The following is a 23,101-nucleotide window of genomic DNA, read 5'->3' on the forward strand; positions in this document are numbered from 1 at the left end:
AATTTTTTATTGGATGCATCCCCCTTGTTGGATAAATTTATTAGTACTTTCGTTTTAGTGAATTAGGGAATTTGTAATAGTTCATCTAATTTTATTATAGGGTTTCCGATTTATTGCTACCTTTTCAGGGTGAAATATCGACAAAAATACATCAAACGTGGAAAGCCATATTTTTCTAATTCTTATAAAGATATGATATCATTTTAAGTAATACGTATGAAAGAAAGGATGTATAATTTGTCTCTTGAAAATGTAAAAGCTCATTTTAAAAAGTGGAATCGTGAAAAGGATGTCATGGAATTTGATACTTCAAGTGCAACGGTTGAACAAGCCGCTGAAACTATTGGGGTTATTCCAGCACGAATTGCAAAAACATTATCATTTAGAGGAGAAGACGAAAAAGCGATATTAATTGTTGCTGCCGGCGATGCCAAAATTGACAACAAGAAATTCCGCCAAACATTTGGTTTCAAAGCCCGAATGCTCACGCCGGATGAAGTTCTGGAACAAACAGGACATGCCATTGGTGGAGTGTGCCCGTTTGGCTTGGCCAATGATTTAGATGTCTATCTCGACGTCTCCATGAAACGCTTCGAGACCGTTTTCCCAGCCTGCGGAAGCACAAACTCCGCGATCGAATTAACAATTGAGGAAATAGTTCAATATTCATATGCAAAAGAGTGGGTCGATGTTTGTAAAGACTGGGAAGAAGATGGGTTAGAAGAAGCGGCTGTATAGTTTTGCTTCGATAGCAATAGGGGGAGGAACTGATGTTATCTATAACTGATGCAGCCAAAACAGAATTACAAAAAAGATTAAATAAATCAGAAACAAAGAAATTCATTCGTCTGCAACTACGCTTTAGTTGTTGGGTAAAGCTGAAATTAACTTTGGATGAATCCATTCACCCAAATGACGAAGAAATCATCATCGACGGACTCCATTTTATCATTGATAAAACCCAACTCCATTACTTTAACAATAACCAAATTGATTATGTGCCAGATCAAACTGGTTTTATGGAATTTGTTGCAGAAGCAGTCTAATTGTAAAATGTTTATAAAAAGTGCCCTATAGGGAAGTCATTGAAAGACTTTCTATAGGGCATTTTTACTTCATCTTAACCGGCTTTGCCGTCAAAATATAACGGTCAGGTGCAGTCCCAACAAATGTGAACGGGTAGCAGGTCGTCACTACAAGCTCTTCATTAGGAGCGGTCGATTTAATAATTGTTCGATCATCTGCATCGACTATTTTTGTACTCTCAATTTTATATTCAAAGCTCCCGTAGGGGAGTTTAACAATAAAAACATCACCAACCTCTAACTCTCCCATTCTCCGAAAAACAGTATCCCGATGACCAGATAAAACAATTTGATCTCCTTCGGTTGGATAGGCTGTCCCTTTGTAATGGCCAACCCCTTTTTCAAGGTCATTGTCAGATGTTCCTTCCACAATCGGGAGTTCAGCATTAAGCTTTGGAATTTCTAGAATTCCAACCGTTTCACCATGGAATGGATTAAATTCTTCATCTTTTTTTGTATGATGGTCTTCATTTAGGTGATTATTTATTTGTTGGTTATGATCCTCTAGAATCTTATAAGCCTCCTTTAGAGTATTTTTTTGTTCCTCCTTTGAATTGAAATATTGAAAAACACCAATTCCAATCAGGACAATACCAGCAATGATGATGATGATAGCTATTTTTTTGACCATTATCTTAATCCCCCCTCCAAGTTTATTCGTTCTACTATTGTTCAATATATAGAACGAATGGTTCTTTATAAAGTTATGAAAAAGTAAGGTAACAGGAGAAAAAAGGAGGAAAAGCTTATTTTTTGTTCGTTATTAAGAAAATAAGGCTAATTTTCAGATTTTTCAAAGTAATCCTTTTATCATATACTCAACTTGTGAGTTCGATATAAAGAACAAAAACAACAAACCGGAACATGGGAATTTAAACTTAATAACATGTTCGTAGAAAAGAACAAATGTGTAGGAGGCGGTTAATCATGGAGTACAAATCCACGAGAAAGGGGTGGAAATGTGAAAAAAGTATGGAAGGTCATTAGCGGGTTAACAACAACCATGTTATTTCTATTATTAATAGTTATGGTCATAGCTGTTATTTCATCAAAAGCCTCTGGTGGAGGACCGAACCTTTTCGGCTATCAATTAAAACCTGTTTTTTCTGGCTCAATGGAACCGACTTTTATGACAGGTTCAATTATTGCTGTAAAACCAGTTGAAGATCTAACTAGGTTAAAGAAAGATGATGTTATAACCTTTATGGAATCTCAAGATAAACTAGTTACCCACAGAATAATCGAGGTCATAGGTAATGGAGAAAATACAATGTTTAGAACTAAGGGTGATAACGTTGAATCCCCGGACTCGAATCCAGTTTTAGCTGGAAATGTAGTTGGTGAATATACTGGATTCACCATTCCAAATGCTGGTTACTTCATGGATTTCGCCAGATCAGCAAAGGGGGCAGTTATTTTATTAATATTACCAGGTGTATTACTTTTACTCTACTCGGCAGTATCAATCTTTAAAGGATTAAAAGAACTTGAAAAAGCAACTAGAAAAACAGAAAATGATAATCCGGTAATAAACGGTTGATCTTCCTATAAAAAAATAGGAATTCAATATAAAAAAACAAAACATACATACCTCGAAAATGACGAGGTAATAAATGAGGAGGAAAAGAAAAATGAGTATTAAAAAGAAATTAGGTTTAGGAGTAGCATCGGCAGCATTAGGATTATCATTAATTGGTGGAGGAACTTGGGCAGCATTTAACGACATTGAGACAGTTGGCAGTAGTTTTGCAGCAGGAACATTAAACCTTGATGTTAATAATGGTGATGGTGCAACGGCATTATTTGACCTCTCAAACCTGAAGCCTGGGGATACTATAGAAAGAGAGTTTTTATTAAGTAATGCAGGTTCATTAGCTATTAAAGATGTATTAATGACAACAGCTATAACTTCATTTACACAAGGTGAAAATGAATATGTTAATACACATGGTGCTACTGATAACTCTCAAGAAGATTTCCTTGATCAATTTAACGTAAATATTATCGATGTAGATAGACAAATTACCGTAGTTCAAAATAAAACCTTAAAAGATTTATTGACTGAAACACCAAACTTGGCACCAACTAATACTAATGATCCAAGATATTCTGGTATTCCACTTAATCCAGCCGATACTGAAAATATAAGAATTCAAATCACATTTAAGGATGATCCTACTGTTGGTATTAATGGTGAACAAGATCAAAACAAATACCAAGGTGATTCTGCACAAATTAGCTTTACACTTGAAGCAACACAATGGGCTGGTTTAACAACTGATCAAACAAAAGATAATGGATATTTAGATATTAACAAGGAAGCAAACTCTAATTAATGATCTAGTTTTATAAGTAAAAAGGCGGGTATGACTCGCCTTTTTAATTATAGTTATTTCACTCTCATATAGTCATTCATTATAAAAAATGAATTAAGGAGTTTCCATGAAAAAACGAATGATTATTCCCGCAATCATATTTGCATTCTTGGTATTTTTGATGATGCCGTCAACTCTTCAAGCCGAAAGTACTTCACAAATTGATATAGGTACGAAAACTAATGGATATTTATTCGATCTTTCAAATTTGAAACCTGGAGATCGGGCTTATCGAATTCTTACAATCCAAAATAGAGGACAAAGAGATTTCTCCTATAACACAACGGCTAAATTTCAAGGTGGAGATGAAAAATTATACAATGAATTTTTACTTAAAGTATCTGATGCAAATGGAACTTTACATGAAGGATATTTAAAAGATTTTAGAGGATTAACTCCAAGATTTTTGAAATCAATTAATGAAGAAGATTTGATGTTTGAATTGGAGTTTCCGTATGAACTAGGCAATGAATTCCAAGGACTAGGATTTGAAGTTGAATTTAGGTTTATTGTGGAAGGCTATGACCCACCACCGGGTGGAGGCTCTGGAGGAGGTTCTGACAACCCAAGTAACCCTGATAAACCAAATACTCCAACTCAACCTAGAGATCCAGAAAACCCGGATAACTCGATTATACCAGAAGATCCGGGTGACCCACAGGAGCAAACTAATCCATTAGAGCTCCAAGACCCGGATAAAATATACCCGCAACATCCAATTGATCCGGAAAAACTGAATTCCCCCCCAGTTGATGGGCAAATATTGCCGTCTACTGCCACAAATACTTTTAACTTTGTACTTGGGGGTTTTGCCCTACTAGCTGTAGGGGGAATCTTATTATTCTTTCGAAGAGAAAGAACAATGGTTATAAAAAAATAATCTGACTTTGATGGTTTGCGTTATCAAAGTCAGATTATAAACATTTTTGTTCCTTATAAAGAACGAAAGCATCAAAATGATTATAAAAGGAATTTTAAACAGGTGGTTAATGCTTATGAGAAGAAAGCGATCGGCAAGAAAAAAGAAAATGAGAAAAAAATCATTATATCAAACAGCAAGTTTAATTTCAATTGCTGCTTTTGGGATTGCCCAAGTCACACCATCTTCCCATGCCGTTTTTTCTCATTCAGTCACGATTGAAGATAGAGGAATTACAACATCATTTGTTTTTCCGGAAACGATTGAGGGGCTTGTAAATGAGATTAAAGTCGAAGTGGAGAAGGTGGCAACTGCAAGGGAACTGGCTGATAGTGTGTACGGAAAATTGGAACAGGCAGAAAGTTCAGAGCAAGCAAATAGTGAAAATAATTTAGGAGAGATATTTGAAACTGCAAAAGCTTCAGAAAAAACCGCCATAGATAAAATGAATCAACTTAATATTTATTTAGTACAAGGGAAGATGGAAGTTATCGATGATGAATCGGCTATCAATATATTAAACGTTATTGAAGAGGGAACACAAGCTGCAACGGAGCTATTGGATTCAATAGTAATAATGGTAAAAGAAATAGAAGAAATGAAGAACCAAGTGAATGTCATGATTACAGCTATGGCCCAAGCAGAGGCAGCCGCCCTTGAAAAAGAAATGATTGCAGAAATAGCCCAAAAAGCATTGGAGGGTCTAATGAATGCGAATACAGATGCCGCGGGCCTATTAACAAAATTAGGACCTGACTTTGATTTAAATGCATTTCAAGCTTTTACAAAAGAACTGGTTAAAAGTCAAGCTGATTTACAAAAGGCTTTAGAAGATGCGGAAAATTATGTGAATGAACTAAAAGCCTATATCGATGGAACAAAGGAAGTGGCATCACCTGAAGTTCTTGAGGAAGCAAAAGCAAACTATGAAAAAGTCCAACAAGCAATTGATAGTCTAAAAGAAACGATGGAAAATACAAAAACAACAAATACGGAAGTACAAGCAAAAATTGAACAAGAAAAACAAAGACAGGAAGAGGAAGCACAAAAAATTGAACAAGAAAGAATAAAACAAGAAGAGGAAGCTAAAAAAGCTCAACAAGAGCTTGAAAGCCAAAGTGCACCAGCAGCAGGTGGCGGATCTTCAAATCCGGAAACTCCACCAGCGGAACAAGTTCCTAACCCAGAAGTGCCGACTACTGGAGAGGACGGAGGCGGTGCACCAAATCCAGATCAACCACCAGTGGGAGGTGAAGAACAAAATCCGAGTACTCCACCAGAAGATGGAGAACAACCAAATCCAGATCAGCCACCTGTAGAAGAGGTACAACCAAATCCGGATCAACCACCTGTGGCGGGTGAAGAGCCGCCGGTAACTCCTCCATCAAATGAAGAAGGGCAAGATCAAAATGACCAATCAGATGGTGGAATTGAGAATCAACCGGCTCGTCCTAATGATGAAGATTCTCAATCTGGAAATGAAGATGACATTAACCCGGATCCTTCTGCCAATGATAACGAACACCCTGAGGCAGAGCAGCCACCTAATTCTAATCAGAATAATCCGACGGACAAGGATGGTCAGGATGTTAGTAGTAACGATACTGAAGAAACAAAAGAAACTGAAACAATAAGCTCTGAAGAAACTACAACAGCTGAAGCTACACCTAACGGAGATGAAACACAATCAACAGGCCAATCAACAAGTGGCAGTGAATCCATAGAAAGAGACACTGTAGCTTCACTGAATGCTATAAAAATGGAACAAGACTTTTATTCATTTGAAAGCCTGATTTTAAATAGAAGAGATGAAGAGAATGATTTATTTGATGGAACAGCGGAAATTTTTAGTCATGATGTTCAAAAAGACATAATTACGATGGATAACAATCATAAAGTAAAAATTAATATTAGAACGTATTTGCCATCAAAATGGAACAAAAGATTATGAAAAAGTACTTTTTTAATAGTTTAAGAATCATCTTTTTCGCATTTCTTCTATTATGCTGCTATATTACCATTTCAAGCAAATTGGGTGGAGAAACATTTCAAATTGGTGGCTTACAGATTATAAATGTTTTAACGGGATCGATGTACCCTGAAATCAAACCTGGATCGTTAATTATTGTAAAAAAGGTTAACGATCCGGAAAACCTGCAGGTCAAAGATGTGATTACCTTTCAATCACCAAGAAATGAAAAACAATTAATCACACATCGAATAGTTAAAGTGAAAAAATTGGATTCTAAAATTTACTTTATAACAAAAGGGGATGCAAACCTTACTGCTGATGTAGAAGAAGTGGGGGCTGCTAGCGTTTTTGGTAAATATCAAAACATATCCATTCCTTATGCAGGGTATGTCTTACAACTGACGAAAACAAAAATGGGTTTTATCGTGTTTTTCCTAGTCCCAGTTTTTGTATTGACCATCTCTACATTAAGTAATCGCTGGTCACCTTTGATCTTTAGACGAACTATTGGTTATGGTGGTGGAAGTAATGAAAATCAAAGCATGGATTAACAGAATCTTTACTACTATATTAGCTGCAATTCTATTGCTCCTTGCTTTTACCGTTATTGTTTCAAAGGTATCTGGACGTAATCACGATGTATTTGGATATGAACTGAAAATAGTATTATCAGGTTCAATGGAACCTACTTTTATGACTGGGTCCATTATTGCCATCAAACGCGGGGGAAATATGACAAGATTTCAACCAGGTGATGTTATAACTTTTAAAAAGAAAGAGAAGATACTCGTTACTCATCGAATTGTTGAGGTTAGAAAAAATGGAGGAAATGTGCTGTATGGTACAAAAGGCGACCATAATATAACCGCTGACCGTGATTTTGTGCCATCCGAGCATGTTATCGGCCAATATACAGGCTTTACAATACCATATGCCGGTTATTTGTTTTCCTATGCATCCACAAAACTTGGTAGTGCATTACTGTTGATCATCCCTGGGTTTCTTTTAATAGGGAACTGCATGTTTTCATTATGGAGGGAATTTACTGAGTTAGAGAAAAGTAGTAAACAATCGGTAAAGATAGAGGAAATATAGAAGCAATTATATTCCTGAAAAAGTGCACAGCAACAGGGCGCTGTGTACTTACCGTTGAAAATCTTGGAGTTAAAACAGGTGATAAAATGTTTACTTATAAAAATATAAAGAACTACTCGTTTTTAATGATTGGCTTATTATTAATTATAGCCTCAATCATCCCTAAAGGGGCATGGTCTTATTTTAATGATGTTGAAGAAATCCCCAACACTCTAGCTGTCGGTACCTGTAGTTTTGAAGCAATAACAACTCCATTTGATTTGAAAAACATGTTTCCAAATCGCGATGGCCAAACAAAGACAATGAACATTACACTGAAAAACAATGGGTCTTTCTTTATCGATAACTTGAGTTTAGAAGCAATCCTAGATAAAAAAAATTATAACGGTAATGGTGTGGCATCAGCAGAAAATTTTGCTGAACAATTTGATTTAAACTTTTATGCAAATGGCGAGTTACTTAATGAACAAACCTTGACACTTGCTCAAATAGTTGCTCCTAATAAGCCCTTAAATATTGCGGCATGGTTTCCAGAACAGGGATTAAACGGGGGGCAACAATTGAATCTTACGGTTGAATTTTCGTTTGTTTTAAAACATAACAAGTACAAAAATAAATTTGAAGGTAAATCACTCCCTGTTGAATTTAGGGTTGTTGGCATTTGTGGTAGTGGTGATGATGGTGGCGACCCAAGTAACCCAGGCGAACCTGAAAAATGGGATAAGAGTTCATTAAGCTTTAATGGACCATCTGGCATTTCTAATACGCAAATTTTTGCAACTGTAAAGAATGGATCCGGCTCAAGAGATATGCAAGGCCCAGTTAGGTATGAAGTATACTGGATTGCCAGTGGAAATCCAAAGGGTGGTACTGTTGTTGCCAGTGGCGAAATTCCAGCATTGGACTCTGGGGAATCCTACAAACTAACGTATACTCCAACAAAAGCAGGGGTCTATAAATTTAAAGCCTACCAAAGACCTGGCCATCCTGGAAAGGGTGAGTTGTGGAGCTGGTCAATCGAAGTGAAATAAAAATTTTATATTAAAAAAATGGTAAAAGTAGTAGGATCCAACAATGATCTACTACTTTTATTTTTTTAAGGTGGCATTGGAAAAACTGATTACAACCAAGTCATGGTGGGACATCGTAGAAATCTAAAAGTACATTTCTTCTTTATTTCAATTTTTACAATTTGATTAAATCCAACAAATTTAATAGTATCTTTCCTAAAACCCCCATAAACAGTAAGTGGATACGAAATTTGTATTATAGAGGATAATCTTACAAATTGTGGGGAGGAAAATGAAATGAACAAATGGGTAAAGAAATCATTACCTTTAGCTGTTGCAGCAAGTATGGCTTTTACGGTAATTCCTGGTGTAGTAGACGCAAAGTCTGATAATGGCAAAGGTAATAATGGAAAAAGCAATAACAAAAAGGTGGAACAAACGTGGAAACAGCCAACCAAGAAGAAATATTATCTTAAAGATGTTGAAACACATTGGGCTAACCAAGACATCTATAAAATGTATTCATTAGGTCTAATGTCTGGCTACGACAATTTTACATATCAACCGAATAAGCCGGTTACACAACTGGAGGTTATTGCATCACTTGTTAGAGTATTGGAACTGGACGGCAAAGACCGGACACCAAAACTTTCTAATAAAAACTTAAAAGATGTTCCAAGTTGGGCGAAGACAAGTGTGGCCATTGCGATTGAAGAAAATTTACTCGACGGGAATAAGAATTTTCAGCCAAATAAACCGGCAACTCGCTTATTTATTACGAATTTGTTAGTTCAATTAGTTGGAAATAACATTGATGAGAAATGGGAAGATGCAACGCCATTATTTAAAGATATTGATAACTTAAGCAAAGAAGAAAAAGCAATTCTAGCATTTGCAGCATTAACAAAGCTTGTAAGTGGATATAGCGATAACACGTTCCAACCAAATAAACCTGTTACACGTGCTGAAATGGCTGTATTTATCAATCGCTTATTAAGTTATAAAGAAGATCTTGGCGACTATTATAATGAATCTGGAAATGGAACCATTGTGTCCATAGATTCTAGGAATTCCGAGATTACTATTAAACAAAGAGTAAAAACAAACGGCGAATGGAAATATGTAAATAAAGAGTATACTGTTGATGAGGATGCAAAAATTTATGTGGATGGAAAAGCAGCGACACTTTCAAAATTAGCAGCCAATATGAGTATTGAATTTACAATTGATGAGGACGACAACATCATCTACATTAAAGCTAAGTCTATAGTTAAAGAGGTCAAAGACTATACTTATAACGGAGTAATTACAAAAGTAGATAACAATATCGTTTGGGTAAATGTGGACCGTGTCACTGTACCGTTCTTAATTAACGGTAATGTTAAAATCACCACGAAATCAGGCACAAAAGCTGTTATTGGCGACTTAAAAGTAGATCAAAAGATCGCATTTAACTTAAATTCGACAGGGGCGGTATCAGAGATTTTAATTGATGCTCAAGCTACAAATACAAACGATGAAATTAAGAGCTTATTGAACAAATTAGGGGACCTAAACAAAATTGATCTTGAAATCAATGGTGACAATAATACACAAGTAGATATTTTCTTTGAACGTAAATCTAATTACGGTTACGAAGCACAAGTGAAGATAGTAAGCGAAAATAAACGTTTCGAGCTTTCCGGTAAAACGGCCTTAACTTTCTTGGCAAACTTTATTGAAAATGAAAATATTGATTTCAGTGATGATGATCAGTCAGAGGTTGATGAATTTGTTAATGACTTAATTGATGAATACAATCTTACTGATGCTGATATCGATGGGGTAATCGTGATCGATAACAAAACCTTTAATCTATAAAAATAACGAGAGAGGGCATGTCTGCTTAGACCATGCTCTCTTTTTATACCCATTTTACATTCCCAACCCTTAAATTGTAATATAAAGGTACCATTCTTGAATATAGTCCATCTTAAGACGGGAGTAGAAGTACAGTGCTGACATATAGAACATTTGATTATTGGGATGAAGAAATTTGGAATAGAGCTAGGCCAATCTATGAAGAAGCCTTTGGCAAACATGGTGCAAAAAGTACGGCCGTTATCCGCAATATGTTTCGAAAACAAATGATTTTTCTTCATATTGTTATGGATGAAACAGAAAACAACCCGAAAGTAGTTGGTATGGCTATTACGGGTAAACTAAAAGCCTTTAATTCCTTGCTTATAGATTATTTAGCAATTAAAAAGTCATACCGAAATCAAGGCATTGGAGCATTGTTTGTTCATTATATAAAAGAATTGGCTCTTACGAAATTTGACTGCGATAGTATGGTATTAGAAATAGAAGCTACTGAAGATCCGATTCATCAAAAGCGAATTCAGTTCTGGGAAAAGTGTGGGTTTCATCTGACAGATTATATTCACGACTACAAGGTTGTGCCCGAGCCCTATCAGGCGATGTATCAAAAGCTAACACCCCAATCGAACATAACGACAGATGGGAAGGAACTGTTTAAACATTTAGGTAATTTCCACCGTAAATGCTTTCAAGGGGTTAAAAGTAATTCAATTAAAAAAGCCAATCATTCCTAAATAGGAAAGACTGGCTTTTCAAATCATCCATTTTCATCAGGAAGCGAGCGGAAAAGTAATCATAAATTTTGTTCCTTTTCCTTTTTCACTTTCAACTTTAATTTCACCTTTCATCGTTTTAATAATGTTGAAGACAATCATCATTCCGAGGCCAGTTCCTTCTTCCTTTGTTGTAAAATAAGGAGTTCCTAATTTACTAACCTCATTTGGAGTCATCCCAACACCATTATCGATAATATCAATCGAAATTCGATTGCTGTTTTTATTTGCTTTAATCCAAAGTTCACCGCCATTTTCCATAGCTTCAATAGAGTTCTTGATTAAGTTAATAAAGCATTGGCGGATTTTTTGACGGTCACCTAAAATCATACATTGATCATCGATGTTATCAACTTCGATTTTTACTTTATGTGATTTTGCAAAAGGCTTCATTAAATTTACAGAATAAGAGAGTTCTTTCGAGATGTTTATGCTTGTCATACTATCAAACTCAGGTTTTGTAAGCGCCAAAAACTCATAGATGATATTTTGAGCACGCTGGAGCTCTTCTAATATATAACCCACGTATTCTTTTCGTCTTTCCTTTGAATCTTCATCCTCCAATGCTTCAACGAAACCTTGGGTAATTGTAATCGGATTTTTAACCTCATGAGATATACTTGCGGAAATTTGCGTTAATATACTCATTTTTTCTGCTTTAATAAGTTCTTTCCGCATTTGCGCATTGTATTTCATCGTTTCTACTAAGTATACAACAAGTCCCATTGACAACCCCTGGACGATAAAATATTTTATAGATATTGGCTGAATTTCAAACGGTGTTTGTAAAACTAAATAAGATAAAAGTATTACAAGCACGGCCGCGATTTCTGCTATTATAATAGTAATCAATACTTTTTGATATAGCTTCAATTTAGAATAAAGGTTGGAAAGCAATGGTACACACAAGCAAATTGAAGAAATAACAAAAAAGTTAACATAAATACCGTCGCCGCCGAGAAAAAAACGATAGGCAAATACAGTTATAAATAGCCAACTGCTAAAATAATAGCCCCCATATAATGCTCCGATAATAAGAAGTACATGTCGTAAATCAAAATGGAAGCCAGGGAAGAACTCTATTGGAAAACTCATGCAGATTATAAGCGAAATAGAGAGCATGATCGCAAATCCTGGAGTTTTCAAATTCGAATTAACTCTGTCCTTATCGAGCCAAAACATTTGGAAAATAAAAAGCGGCAACAACATAAACAAAACGTTCACAAGCAGCCTTTCCAACTCATAGCTCATTTGATTTCTCCCCCCCTATCAAATGTTCACAAAACTTTCAGGAAAAGTACATAAAATATACACATTTCTAGATTCTATTATACAGATATCGGAAAAAGGATTCCGTGATATTCATCACTAGGAATTTCCTTTTTCAATGGGTGTTCCTAGTTGTAATTCAAACATGGTAAAATAATAGATGATTAACTAATGATATTACATAGACCATAATAAGATGGGGGATTAGCGTGAAAAAAGTCAAAACAAACGCCATGCGTATTTTAGATAAAGAAAAAATAGACTATACGATGATGTCATACAGTGCAGATGATGGAAAAATTGATGGTGTTTCAGTTGCAGAAAAAATTGGTAGAGAACCGGGAGTAGTCTATAAGACATTAATTTCCCAAGGTGCAAGTAAAGCCTATTATGTGTTTGTAATTCCGGTCGAAGAGGAACTAGATCTAAAGAAGGCCGCAAAGGTAGTAGGAGAAAAGAAAATTGAAATGATTCCGGTTAAGGAGATAACAAAAGTATCAGGTTATATTCGCGGCGGTTGTTCACCTATTGGAATGAAAAAACTATTTCCAACCTATATTCATGAAGCAGCAAGCTTACATGAAACAATCATCGTGAGCGGTGGACAAATTGGTCTGCAAATAGAAATCAAGGTCAATGATTTAGCAAAGGCTGTAAATGCAAATTTAGCTGACTTAATCAAATAAACAATTCCATCCCAAATATGTTTAAAAGCGAGCCACCCGGCTCGCTTTTTCTTTTAATTTTTACATAATTTGAGAAAAATTGCTAAGAATAAATCGTGAATGGGGGGTGCATTGTCATGCCAGGAAGACTAATAAAACGAACATGGAACAATATTTTTCGGACAACAAACGATAAAGATGATGGAACAACAGCGAAAGATTCCAATCAAGGAAATCAACCGCTTTTCTCTTGTATTGAAGACAATGTTCAAACCATTAAAAACCAGTTGGGAAATAGTACTGATATTGTTTTCCGCAGATTGAAAATTGGTCCAAAAGAGAAATATGAAATTTGTATTATCTATACGGACAATTTGATAGATACAATGGCACTCCAAGAACTTATTGTGGCTTTATTAAATAATATTTCGGAAGAAGATCTTAATACAGTAAATCTGGCATCCAATAATCTAACCGATGTTCTAATTGAGAAGGTAGTCACAGTTGGTGAAGCGGTCGAGGTGGAGGATTTTAATACTTTAATAACTAATGTTCTATCGGCACAGGCTGCAATTTTAATTGAAAATCAGTCACAGGCTATTACTGTCAGTATCCCCGGCTTTGAGAAAAGAAGTATTGAAGAGCCTCAATCAGCAACACTGATTAAGGGGCCTCGTGATGGATTTATAGAATCCATAGGCACTAATGCGTCTTTATTAAGGAGAAGAATAAGAAGTGCTAACCTCTGGATGGAATCGAAAGAAATTGGAAGGATTACTAAGACGAAAGTAGTGGTTGCTTACATAAAAGGAATAGCCAATGAGGACGTCGTTAAAGAAGTTCATGAACGTTTGGATCGCATTAATATTGATGCCATATTAGAGAGTGGCTATATTGAAGAACTAATCCAAGACGAGACATTCACTCCTTTTCCGACTATTTTCAATACGGAACGGCCAGATGCCGTTGCCGGTAAACTTCTTGAAGGAAGAGTTGCCATTTTAGTTGACGGGTCACCCTTTGTCATGGTCGTGCCCAGTCTTGTTATAGAATTTTTCCAAGCGAGTGAGGATTATTATATGCGCGCAGATATCTCAACACTCCTAAGATTGTTGCGTTTCTTTTGTTTTTTCCTTGCTTTAATTGCACCTTCACTTTATATTGCCGTCCTAACGTACCACCAAGAGATGCTTCCTACTACTTTATTAATTGGTTTGGCAGCACAGAGGGAAGGTGTTCCTTTTCCTGCTTTTATGGAAGCGTTGATGATGGAGGTGGCCTTTGAAATATTACGGGAAGCCGGGGTAAGAATGCCGCGGGCAGTCGGACAAGCGATGAGTATAGTTGGAGCCTTGGTATTAGGTCAGGCTGCTGTTCAAGCAGGACTTGTATCTCCAGCTATGGTGATCGTTGTTTCTTTAACAGCGATTGCGAACTTTTGTTTTCCATCTATTAATTTAGCTACAACAGTTCGAATTTTAAGGTTTGGAATGATGTCCTTGGCTGCTGTCTTTGGCCTAGTCGGTATTATGTTTGGTCTTATCCTCCTATGCATCCATCTAAGTACGCTTAGATCTTTTGGAGTCCCGTACACAACACCAGCAGCACCATTTATTTTGCAAGATCAAAAAGATGTATTTTTCCGGGTTCCATGGTGGGGAATGTTTTCTAGACCACGGCTTATAAGTCAAACCAATATAATCCGGGAACAAAATAATCCTACATCGAAACCGGAACCTCAAAAGAGTGAAAGCACATGAAAAAAGTTTTAATAGGGCTTGTTGTTTCTATATTATTGCTTCCTTCCTTAACAGGATGTTGGAGCAAAACTGAATTAACTGATTTGGCAATTGCAGTAGCATTGGGTATCGATAAAAATGAAAAGGGTGATTTTGTTGTTTCAGTGCAAATTATTAATCCCAGTGAAACCGTTACTTCTCAAAACGCTGGAGGTGGCTATGACACGCCGGTTACAACGTATACATCGACTGGGAAAATCCTATTTGAAGCGCTCCGAAGGCTTTCAAAAGAAGTACCAAGAAAAATTTATCTTGCCCATCTTCGAATGGTTGTAATTGGCGAAGAGGTGGCAAAGAGTGGGCTATACGATGCTCTTGACTTTTTATCAAGGACACATGAATTGAGAACAGATTTTTATCTAGTCGTTGCTAAAGAACAAACGGCTGAAGACACTCTTAAAATCCTTACCAGTATTGAGAAAATACCTGCCAATAAATTATTTTTCAGCCTTGAAAAATCAGCTGAGGTTTGGGCAGCAACCGGAAAAGTGACACTAAATGACTTAATGGATGACATTGTAAGTGAAGGGATTCAACCAACATTAACAGGTGTCACTGTAAAAGGTAATCCGAAGATAGGTTTTAGTAAATCCAATGTAGAAACGATTTCGCCTAATGCTTTATATTCATATAAGGGAATAGCAGCTTTTCGTAAAAACAAATTAGTAGGCTGGCTAAATGAGGATGAAAGTAAAGGGATTAATTATATTAAGGACCAGGTTACAAGTACTGTTGTTGTTTTTGATGTGAATAATGACCATGCAGGTGTTGAATTAATCCGCACGAAAACAGAGATCATTCCTCATATCAAAAATGAAGACATTAGCATTGAAGTTAAAGTAACAGGTGAAGCAAATGTAGGGGAAGTCAATACAAAATTAGATCTTATGGACCCACATGTTATTGGTGAACTTGAATCCTTAGTGAATAGTGATATAAGAAATTCGATCGAAAACACGGTTGAAAAGGCACAGAAAGATTTCGAAAGTGATATTTTGGGATTTGGTGAACGGATCCATAAAACATATCCAAAGGATTGGGAAAAAATCAAAAAACAATGGACAGAGATTTTTACTAATGTCCCAGTAAATGTTAACGTTAAGATCAAAATTCGCCGGATTGGTACAATCACAAACCCATTTCACGACGAATTAACAAAGGAGTAATCCTATGCTGAAAAGTATTGGTGTCATTTTTATTTATATAGCCATTGCTTTTTTTCAAATACATCAGTTAAAAAAAGAAAAAATGATACGAGAAATATGGATCTTTTCTATTTTAATGGTTTTAACTACAGGCGTTACGGTTGCGAAACTTAACAACCTGGCACTTCCAAGTCCATTGGATTTAATTGTCATTGTTTTAAAGCCATTCATAAAGTAAGAAAATGGATAGAGAGGAGGGTGGTCCCTTGTTGGAAAAAGGAAGAATTAGCCCTTTAGAGTTAAGTGTTTTAGCTATTCTTTATACGATTGGTACAACCATTCTTGCTATTCCATCTGTATTGACAGCCAAGGCGGGGCAAGATGCATGGCTCACAGCCCTTATCGGTGTGATCTTTAGTGGACTACTTTCCTGTTTTTATGTCATTTGTGCAAAAGCAATGAAAAGGGAAACCTACATCAATTATTTAGAAAGGGTATATGGAAAAATTATTGGTAAAATAATTGGAGTTTTATACGTTTATTTTGCATTTGTAGGAGCAGCGACCCTTCTCTTCCAATTCAGTGATTTTGTTACGACTCATATGCTTATTAATACGCCGGCAGAAGTTCTTAATATTATGTTAGCTATTTTAGTTATATTAGTTGTCCGGGCAGGCCTTGAGGTATTGGCAAGAACAGGGGAGCTTCTTTTCCCATGGTTTATGTTCCTTTTCATTGCCTTAGTTATTTTTTTAATTCCTCAAATTGAACCAGACCGTATTAGTCCGTTATATGAGGCAAGCGTTCGGGCACATCTTTCAGCCTCGTTGGATTTTGTTTCATTTGCCGGGTTTCCTTTAGTCATGTTTCTAATGTTTTATCCTGGCAACATGAACCGTCCTGACAAAACAAAGTGGAATTTTATAACAGGAACGACTCTAGGTGCAGCTGTTGTTGGAGTCTTAGTACTTTTATGTATTTTAGTTTTGGGAGCTCCAGCAACCGCTCGTCAAGTATTTCCAAGTTATGTCCTTGCTAAAACTGTCAGTCTTTTTGATATTATTCAAAGAATAGAGGCGGTTATGGCCGGAATGTGGGTTCTTTCAATATTCTTTAAAACAGCCGTTTACTTTTACGGTTGTGTAATCGGTTTAGCGGAAATACTAGCCGTTAAGAACTATCGTTTTCTTGTCATTCCGATTGGGCTTCTTACGATTGTCTTTTCAACTTTTGTTTATCCAAATGTGTCTTATATGGCTTACTGGGATGATAAATATTGGGTGCCTTATTCTATGATCATGGGTTTTTTCATCCCACTTCTAACATTAATAGTTGATAAAATTAAAAGCCGCTTAAGTAATCAAATATAAAGCCAAATATCATCCGTATAGATTGGGCGATATTTGGCTTGATACTTATATGAAAATAAATTCCTTTTATCCTTCTGCTCTTTGTGTAGTCACCAAATTGTATTGGTCATCCCATTTTAAGCGCCATTTATTTCTTCGTTCCATTCTGTTTCCCTTATATAAGTGCTTATACTTTTTCCAATGAATTTTCCATTGAGTTCTTCTAGTTGATCTCATTTCAACATCTCCTTTATAATATGGATTCTCTTTTAAACTATATTCTCGAAGCTCCTTGTCGATTCCTTTGGCTAGTTTTGTCGTATCAATAGAGGATTTGTATTTTTACAGAATTTTGTAAAAAATAGCTAAAATTAAAAATAATTTATACTAAAGACTATAAATATGTGGAATTGGATAACAAAATGTAGTAGTATATTGACGGAATTGTTAAAAGAGTAACAATATGCAGAAAATACGACAAAAAACGACCTTTTCACAGAATGGAATGAATTAAAAATGAATTTTAAAAGAAAATTATATCTTGGGTTTGGCTCGGTTCTAATCATTTTGATCATTACGGCTGCTTTCGGGCTATATAATATTCAAGAACAAAATAAAAATATGAAAACAATCGTGAATGAACATTATGAACGGGTACGGCAGGTTAACATCTTTCAATTTGAGATCAATAATACCGCCCGGATGATAAGAGATGTCATCCTTAAAAAGGAAAATACGATTACAAGAGAAGAGGAAGCATCCATTGCTGTTTCCAGAAAAAATACAGCGGATGCTATTGAAAAGCTTAAAGAGTTTGAATCAAACGATAATGTTAAGTTGCTTGTAACAGACTTGGATTTATTAAACAAATCCTATGAAGAAGGTTATCACAACATTGTAAAACTTCTAAAGGAAGGCAATAAAGAGGGAGCAATTAAAGTGCTTATAGAGGATAACCGCGAGGTTCGGGCTGGTCTTACTTCGACTAGTGCAAAATTGTTAGATTTTGAAGAAAACGCGATGAATAATGCCGTAGCCATGTCTAGAAAAATGTATCAAACTACATTGACAAGTTTTCTGTATTTAATATCCATCAGCATTATTATTGTCGTTCTTATTTCATTTTGGGTCGTAAGAAGTATCATTTCCCGTATCAATCATGTCAATTCTGTTATTTCAAATGTGGCTGAATTAGAGACAAACAAACTGCCTAGAATTGACCATATTACCAATGATGAAATTGGAGAAATTGCGCTTGCCTACAATGGAATGGCCGCATCATTAGAAAATCATATGGATCAAGAAAATGATCTAAAAGAAAAAATGAAAATAGAAAATTGGGTTAAATCTAATTTCATCGATCTGACAACCATGTATCAGGGGATACAAGATGTACAAACCTTTGCCCGTTTATTCATCTCAAAAATTACCCCAATTACTGGGGCAACTTATGGTGTGTTTTATGTAAAGGCTGAAAATGAGGACAAGTATTTAAAAATTGCAGCCTACGCTGATAGTTCCTTAGAAACTTCATCAAAGACGTTCTACGCGGGGGAAGGTTTGATAGGTCAGGCTGTCCTTGAAAATAAACCAATATTAATAGATTCATTGCCTGAAGATTACGTGAAAATAAGATCGGGTATCGGACAAAGTTCTCCTAAGTATCTATTGATCACACCAATTGCCTATGAAGGCAAAGTGATCGCAGTTTTTGAATTAGGCTCCTTCACGCCTTTTGATGAAAATCATTACCGATTCCTAGATATTACTCAGAAAACAGTTGGTGTAAGTTTGCATAGCATCATTGGTCATATGAAGATTGAAAAGCTATTAGCTGAATCTCAAACCTTAACAGAAGAATTACAAAGTCAATCCGAAGAACTTCAGCAGCAACAGGAAGAACTACGGATGATCAATGAACAGCTTGAAGAACAGTATAAGAGCTCTGAGGAAAAAACAAAAGAACTTGAAAAAATCCAGATTGATCTTGAAGAAAAAAATCGCCATGTTGAACTTAGTTCAAAGTATAAGTCTGAATTTTTAGCCAATATGTCACACGAACTTCGAACACCACTTAATAGCATGCTGATTCTGTCCCAGCTACTAGCTGATAATAGTGATGGCAATTTAACAGAGAAACAGGTTGAATATGCTAGTACGATCCATTCATCAGGAAAAGATTTATTAGATTTAATCAATGATATTCTTGATCTATCTAAAATTGAATCGGGGAAAATGGCAATTTTGCCAGAAGAAGTACTATTTAGTGATATTCAATATTTTGTTGAACACCAGTTTACACCAATTGCAACTCAGAGAAAACTAGGTTTTGAAATAGTAATAGATGAAAATCTACCATATGTATTTATTACAGATAATCAGCGATTAAAACAAATTCTGAAAAATTTATTATCGAATGCTTTTAAATTCACTCAACAAGGGAAAGTAGTTATTGAATTTAAGCTTTGTAAAAATCAAGATTACTTTAAAGAAGCACATAAACCTATGGTTGCCATTTCCGTCACTGATACAGGAATAGGCATCTCCCGAGAAAAACAGAATTTTATATTTGAAGCCTTTAATCAAGCCGATGGAACTACTAGTAGAAAATTTGGAGGTACGGGACTCGGACTCTCCATTAGCAAGGAATTGGCACAGCTTTTGGGCGGATTTATCGATGTTGAAAGTATATTAGGTAAGGGAAGTACCTTTACATTGTATTTGCCTGAGTATGATATACAACTAAATAATGAGTATACGAGAGAAGAAGTCGCAGCAACCGTAATAGAAGAAGCGCAAATAATTGAAGAAAAACTGGAAAATAATACTCAAGTTTCACTTATAGAAGGTAAAACGAAGCATTCTGGTGAACTTAAGAATATTAAAGAAATGTTAGCGGGCAAGAAGGTTTTACTTGTCGATGATGATATGAGGAATATCTTCTCGCTCACAACTGCGTTGGAAACGAATAAGATGATTGTTGAATTTGCAGAAAATGGTCAAGAAGCTATTGAAATTCTGAAAAAACAATCAGATATTGATCTTGTTCTAATGGATATCATGATGCCTGTTATGAATGGATATGAGGCCATTCAAGAAATTCGTAAAATGGAAGGCTTCCTAGAACTGCCCATTATTGCTCTGACCGCGAAAGCGATGAAGAATGACAGAGAAAAATGCCTTGATGCTGGCGCATCTGATTATATTAGTAAGCCAGTTAATTTAGATCAATTGCTTTCATTAATTCGTGTGTGGTTATATCGATAGAGGTGGTTAAAATAGAGGAGCAATTATTTGAAAATTTTTACGCGGATGACGATGAAAGCAATGAATTAGAAAAAACCGAGATCGTATTGCTGCTAGAAGGAATTTATCGTTATTACGGATTTGATTTTAGGGATTATGCTTATTCATCAATCAAGCGTAGAATATTACACCGAATGAGTGTTGAAAAGGTAGCAACCATTTCAGCCTTGCAGGAAAAAGTGTTACGGGATGAACATCTGTTAGGAAAATTGTTAAGTGATTTTTCAATTAATGTAACTGAAATGTTTAGGGATCCAACTCTTTTTAAGTTTTTACGAACGAATATTTTACCAACTTTTAAAAACTATCCGTTAATCCGAATTTGGCATGCTGGCTGTTCTTCAGGGGAAGAAGTATACTCCATGGCCATCATGCTTCATGAGCTCGGTTTAAATCATAAGGCTAAGATTTATGCTACAGATATGAATGAAAATATTTTAGAAAAAGCCCAAAAAGGGCAATTCCCAATCAATCGAATGCAAGTATATACTAGAAATTATCATCAAGCTGGGGGCACAAAAGAATTTTCGGAGTATTACAGGGTAAATAATGATATCGTGACTTTTTATCCATTTTTAAAGGAAAATATTATTTTTGCACACCATAATTTAGCGACTGATCATTCTTTTAATGAATTTCACATGATTCTATGTAGAAATGTGTTGATTTACTTTAACCAAAAATTACAAAATCGCGTACAGAAGTTATTCTATGACAGTCTGAGTATAGGAGGATACCTTGCTTTAGGAAACAAAGAGGTCATCACCTATACAAACTTATGGGACAAGTATGCGGAGGTCAATTCTACTGAAAAAATTTATAAAAAAACCAAGTAATCTATGGATTACCTGGTTAATTGGGAGTTATTTTGATGGACAATAATAGGAAAATAAATATTTTATTAGTTGATGACCGCCCAGAAAATCTATTAACGTTGGAGGCTGTACTAGATTCTCCCTCCTATAATCTGATTATGGCAAATAGTGGGGAGGAAGCATTGAAACAAGTTTTAAAACAAGATTTTGCGGTCATTTTACTAGATGTTCAAATGCCTGGATTAAACGGATTTGATACAGCAAGGCTCATACACGGGCGGGAACAATCCAAACATATTCCAATCATTTTTATCACGGCGATTAGTCAGGCTGTCGAGAATGTCAATCAAGGGTATGCAGTGGGAGCCGTTGACTATATATTTAAACCGTTTAATCCGGAAATTCTTAAAAGTAAAGTTGCAGCTTTTGCAAAGCTTTATGAATACCAACAACAAATTAATGATCAAAGGCAGTTATTGAAAAAACGTTCGATTGAGCTTGCAGCTGCCAATGCGAAGTTACAGGACATGGAAAAAGAGCTTTTGCAACACAACAATAATCTTGAAAACCTTGTTAGAGAAAAAACAGAGGAATTGGTATTAGCTAATAAGGATCTTTATCAATCACAGGAACGCTTCCAAAAAATATTTGCTTCAAGTCCGAGCTTAATCGCTATCCGTTCCCTTATTGATGGGCGTTATATTGATGTAAACGAAAGCTGGATCTATTATACTGGTTTTCCTTATGATGAAGTAATTGGAAAACAAACAGGAATGCTGCATCTAATGTACGATAACTGTGATACTACCCAAGATTTAGACTTGCAAAAGGCGATTCGAAATGAGCGGATCCACTACACTACATGTGATGGCAAGGAACGCATTGGCCTCTTATCTACGGAAGCAGCCGAAATCCATGGTGAACATTGTATTATTAGTGTTATAACGGATATAACAGAAAGAGAGCGGTTGGAAAAAGAATTAACTCGTTTAGATCGTTTGAATTTAATAGGGGAAATGGCAGCAGGAATTGCTCATGAAGTCAGGAACCCTATGACAACAGTAAGCGGTTTTTTACAATTGGCTAAATCGAAGCAGGATATGCATCTCGAGTATATTGATTTAATGCTGACAGAGTTAAACCGTGCTAATGAAATTATTAAAGAGTTTTTAACATTAGCGAAGAATAAAACTTCTGATCGAAAGCCACAAAATCTAAACGATATCATTGAAGCCTTATACCCTTTAATTCAAGCTGAAGCTGTACTTTCAAATAAGAGTGTCCATCTTGGACTAAGTGAATGCCTTCCATTATATTTAGATGAAAAGGAAATTCGCCAATTAATTTTAAATATAGCTCTTAATGGTCTAGAAGCGATGTCATTGGGCGGGAAACTAACGATAAAAACATATAGTGCGGACGATTGTGTCACACTTGAAATTCAGGACGAAGGCTGCGGGATTGATCGGGATGTATTAGAAAAAATTGGTACACCTTTCTTCACTACAAAAGATACAGGAACTGGATTAGGGTTAGCAGTATGCTATAGTGTAGCTTCACGCCATAATGCCGATATATGTATTCAAACAAGCGATACAGGAACAACATTTTCAATACGATTTAGCGCTTAATAGAAGGGAAAAGCAATACTACCATGAAGTTGT

The 23,101-nt window shown here is 35.7% G+C and carries 22 protein-coding genes; 19 read left to right on the forward strand and 3 right to left on the reverse strand.

Features of this window, described 5'->3' with window-relative positions:
• The first annotated feature begins 237 nt into the window (after nucleotides 1-237).
• Nucleotides 238-738: a YbaK/EbsC family protein gene (locus BAZO_RS01805; RefSeq protein ID WP_003329513.1), complete on the forward strand. Its 501-nt coding sequence runs from the start codon at nucleotides 238-240 to the stop codon at nucleotides 736-738.
• 32 nt (nucleotides 739-770) lie between these two features.
• The gene (locus BAZO_RS01810) at nucleotides 771-1,046 is read left to right on the forward strand and encodes an iron-sulfur cluster biosynthesis family protein (RefSeq protein WP_003329514.1); all 276 of its coding nucleotides are present in this window, start codon (nucleotides 771-773) and stop codon (nucleotides 1,044-1,046) included.
• Between the two features lie 64 nt (nucleotides 1,047-1,110).
• Here BAZO_RS01810 and BAZO_RS01815 read toward each other — a convergent pair whose 3' ends face one another.
• Nucleotides 1,111-1,716, reverse strand: coding sequence for a class D sortase (locus BAZO_RS01815; RefSeq protein WP_003329515.1), 606 nt, complete (start codon nucleotides 1,714-1,716; stop codon nucleotides 1,111-1,113).
• 330 nt (nucleotides 1,717-2,046) lie between these two features.
• Between BAZO_RS01815 and sipW (BAZO_RS01820) the strand changes: the two genes are divergently transcribed.
• The 9 genes from sipW (BAZO_RS01820) to BAZO_RS01860 all read left to right on the forward strand — a co-directional run bounded on the left by sipW (BAZO_RS01820) (nucleotide 2,047) and on the right by BAZO_RS01860 (nucleotide 11,050).
• The gene (gene sipW / locus BAZO_RS01820; RefSeq protein ID WP_003329516.1) at nucleotides 2,047-2,625 is read left to right on the forward strand and encodes a signal peptidase I SipW; all 579 of its coding nucleotides are present in this window, start codon (nucleotides 2,047-2,049) and stop codon (nucleotides 2,623-2,625) included.
• Nucleotides 2,626-2,716: 91 nt separating this feature from the next.
• Nucleotides 2,717-3,421, forward strand: coding sequence for a TasA family protein (locus BAZO_RS01825; RefSeq protein WP_003329517.1), 705 nt, complete (start codon nucleotides 2,717-2,719; stop codon nucleotides 3,419-3,421).
• A 106-nt stretch (nucleotides 3,422-3,527) separates the two neighbouring features.
• Nucleotides 3,528-4,340 (forward strand): LPXTG cell wall anchor domain-containing protein, encoded by an 813-nt coding sequence (locus tag BAZO_RS21045; RefSeq protein ID WP_003329518.1) that lies wholly within the window; start codon nucleotides 3,528-3,530, stop codon nucleotides 4,338-4,340.
• A gap of 115 nt (nucleotides 4,341-4,455) precedes the next feature.
• Nucleotides 4,456-6,330, forward strand: a complete 1,875-nt coding sequence (locus BAZO_RS01835; RefSeq protein ID WP_003329520.1) for a hypothetical protein — start codon at nucleotides 4,456-4,458, stop codon at nucleotides 6,328-6,330.
• Entirely contained in the window at nucleotides 6,327-6,902 is a 576-nt protein-coding gene (locus tag BAZO_RS01840) for a signal peptidase I (RefSeq protein WP_051015736.1), read from the forward strand. Before BAZO_RS01835 ends, BAZO_RS01840 begins: the two co-directional genes overlap by 4 nt.
• Nucleotides 6,880-7,446 carry a signal peptidase I SipW gene (gene sipW, locus BAZO_RS01845; RefSeq protein ID WP_003329522.1) on the forward strand — a complete coding sequence of 189 codons (567 nt, stop codon included), beginning with the start codon at nucleotides 6,880-6,882 and terminating at the stop codon, nucleotides 7,444-7,446. Before BAZO_RS01840 ends, sipW (BAZO_RS01845) begins: the two co-directional genes overlap by 23 nt.
• Before the next feature lie 86 nt (nucleotides 7,447-7,532).
• Entirely contained in the window at nucleotides 7,533-8,477 is a 945-nt protein-coding gene (locus BAZO_RS01850) for a TasA family protein (RefSeq protein WP_003329523.1), read from the forward strand.
• 276 nt (nucleotides 8,478-8,753) lie between these two features.
• On the forward strand, nucleotides 8,754-10,316 hold the full coding sequence (locus BAZO_RS01855) for an S-layer homology domain-containing protein (protein WP_003329524.1): 1,563 nt from the start codon (nucleotides 8,754-8,756) through the stop codon (nucleotides 10,314-10,316).
• Between the two features lie 134 nt (nucleotides 10,317-10,450).
• Nucleotides 10,451-11,050, forward strand: coding sequence for a GNAT family N-acetyltransferase (locus BAZO_RS01860; protein ID WP_003329525.1), 600 nt, complete (start codon nucleotides 10,451-10,453; stop codon nucleotides 11,048-11,050).
• Nucleotides 11,051-11,086: 36 nt separating this feature from the next.
• On the opposite strand, the gene BAZO_RS01865 is transcribed toward BAZO_RS01860, so the two are convergent.
• Nucleotides 11,087-12,340: an ATP-binding protein gene (locus tag BAZO_RS01865; protein ID WP_003329526.1), complete on the reverse strand. Its 1,254-nt coding sequence runs from the start codon at nucleotides 12,338-12,340 to the stop codon at nucleotides 11,087-11,089.
• A 227-nt stretch (nucleotides 12,341-12,567) separates the two neighbouring features.
• Between BAZO_RS01865 and ybaK the strand changes: the two genes are divergently transcribed.
• The 5 genes from ybaK to BAZO_RS01890 all read left to right on the forward strand — a co-directional run bounded on the left by ybaK (nucleotide 12,568) and on the right by BAZO_RS01890 (nucleotide 17,337).
• Entirely contained in the window at nucleotides 12,568-13,044 is a 477-nt protein-coding gene (ybaK, locus tag BAZO_RS01870) for a Cys-tRNA(Pro) deacylase (protein WP_003329527.1), read from the forward strand.
• Nucleotides 13,045-13,160: 116 nt separating this feature from the next.
• A complete protein-coding gene (locus tag BAZO_RS01875; RefSeq protein ID WP_003329528.1) occupies nucleotides 13,161-14,783 on the forward strand; it encodes a spore germination protein in 1,623 nt (540 codons plus the stop codon).
• Nucleotides 14,780-15,988 (forward strand): Ger(x)C family spore germination protein, encoded by a 1,209-nt coding sequence (locus BAZO_RS01880; RefSeq protein WP_003329530.1) that lies wholly within the window; start codon nucleotides 14,780-14,782, stop codon nucleotides 15,986-15,988. Before BAZO_RS01875 ends, BAZO_RS01880 begins: the two co-directional genes overlap by 4 nt.
• 4 nt (nucleotides 15,989-15,992) lie before the next feature.
• Nucleotides 15,993-16,205 (forward strand): hypothetical protein, encoded by a 213-nt coding sequence (locus BAZO_RS01885; RefSeq protein WP_003329531.1) that lies wholly within the window; start codon nucleotides 15,993-15,995, stop codon nucleotides 16,203-16,205.
• 31 nt (nucleotides 16,206-16,236) lie between these two features.
• Nucleotides 16,237-17,337: a GerAB/ArcD/ProY family transporter gene (locus tag BAZO_RS01890; protein WP_235786686.1), complete on the forward strand. Its 1,101-nt coding sequence runs from the start codon at nucleotides 16,237-16,239 to the stop codon at nucleotides 17,335-17,337.
• Nucleotides 17,338-17,403: 66 nt separating this feature from the next.
• Here BAZO_RS01890 and BAZO_RS22625 read toward each other — a convergent pair whose 3' ends face one another.
• Nucleotides 17,404-17,553, reverse strand: coding sequence for a hypothetical protein (locus BAZO_RS22625; protein ID WP_003329533.1), 150 nt, complete (start codon nucleotides 17,551-17,553; stop codon nucleotides 17,404-17,406).
• A gap of 279 nt (nucleotides 17,554-17,832) precedes the next feature.
• On the opposite strand from BAZO_RS22625, the gene BAZO_RS01895 reads away from it, so the two are divergent.
• The 3 genes from BAZO_RS01895 to BAZO_RS01905 are packed head-to-tail and all read left to right on the forward strand — an operon-like array spanning nucleotide 17,833 to nucleotide 23,068.
• Nucleotides 17,833-20,583, forward strand: coding sequence for a response regulator (locus BAZO_RS01895; RefSeq protein WP_003329534.1), 2,751 nt, complete (start codon nucleotides 17,833-17,835; stop codon nucleotides 20,581-20,583).
• A gap of 2 nt (nucleotides 20,584-20,585) precedes the next feature.
• Nucleotides 20,586-21,458 carry a CheR family methyltransferase gene (locus tag BAZO_RS01900; RefSeq protein WP_003329535.1) on the forward strand — a complete coding sequence of 291 codons (873 nt, stop codon included), beginning with the start codon at nucleotides 20,586-20,588 and terminating at the stop codon, nucleotides 21,456-21,458.
• A gap of 35 nt (nucleotides 21,459-21,493) precedes the next feature.
• On the forward strand, nucleotides 21,494-23,068 hold the full coding sequence (locus tag BAZO_RS01905) for a response regulator (RefSeq protein WP_003329536.1): 1,575 nt from the start codon (nucleotides 21,494-21,496) through the stop codon (nucleotides 23,066-23,068).
• The last annotated feature ends 33 nt before the right edge of the window (nucleotides 23,069-23,101 follow it).

It is taken from the genome of Schinkia azotoformans LMG 9581, from assembly GCF_000307855.1.
Taxonomy (GTDB): domain Bacteria; phylum Bacillota; class Bacilli; order Bacillales; family Bacillaceae_J; genus Schinkia; species Schinkia azotoformans.